Annotated in this window: 1 protein-coding gene; it reads right to left on the bottom strand. The window is 66.0% G+C overall.

Annotation, left to right across the window (positions count from 1 at the left end; genetic code table 11):
• On the bottom strand, window positions 1–212 hold a 212-nt coding region (locus DBV14_RS33190), incomplete at both ends, for a tripartite tricarboxylate transporter permease (RefSeq protein ID WP_185546214.1).

Below are 212 nucleotides of genomic sequence, written 5' to 3'. Positions count from 1 at the left end.
GGATGTTGCCCTTGCCGAAGGCCACTTCGCCTTGCTTGAGCTTGATCTTCTTCTCGATGGTGTAGGCCGCGAAGGCCGACAGCAGCGCGCCGCCGCCCGGCAGGATGCCCAGGGCCGAACCCAGCGCCGTGCCGCGCAGCACCGCAGGCGTCATGTCCTTGAAGTCCTGCTTGGTGGGCCACAGGCCCTTCACCTTGGCGGTGAACACTTCG

The organism is Variovorax sp. KBW07, assembly GCF_003852515.1.
In the GTDB taxonomy this organism is placed as follows: domain Bacteria; phylum Pseudomonadota; class Gammaproteobacteria; order Burkholderiales; family Burkholderiaceae_C; genus Variovorax.
Note: the sequence above shows the minus strand (reverse complement) of the source record. Positions and strands in the feature narration are given on the sequence as shown.